Origin of the sequence: Sphingomonas sp. CCH9-F2 (assembly GCF_001556735.1) — a bacterium.
GTDB classification, from domain to species: domain Bacteria; phylum Pseudomonadota; class Alphaproteobacteria; order Sphingomonadales; family Sphingomonadaceae; genus Sphingomonas; species Sphingomonas ginsenosidimutans.
Map to the genome: position 1 here is coordinate 1 of NZ_LSJO01000160.1, position 212 is coordinate 212.

Genomic DNA, 212 nt, shown 5'->3' on the forward strand with positions numbered 1-212 from the left:
CGAGCCGGCAGCGGGACCGATCCAGCCGTCGCCCGCCCCGCTGGCGTGGTTCGCGCTGTTCGACGGGTGGCAGGCGATCGACGACGTTCCCGCATGGCTGCCCGATCCGGCGGGCGCGATCGTCGACCCGCCGGTGCCGGAGCCGTCCTACGCGGCGTATCGCGCGATGTTCGACCGCGCACAGGAACTGATCGCGGCGGGCGACCTGTATC

1 pseudogene is annotated in these 212 nt (G+C 73.1%); it reads left to right on the plus strand.

The features are described from left to right. Positions 1-212, plus strand: a pseudogene (locus AX685_RS22300) (aminodeoxychorismate synthase component I); the annotation flags it as partial.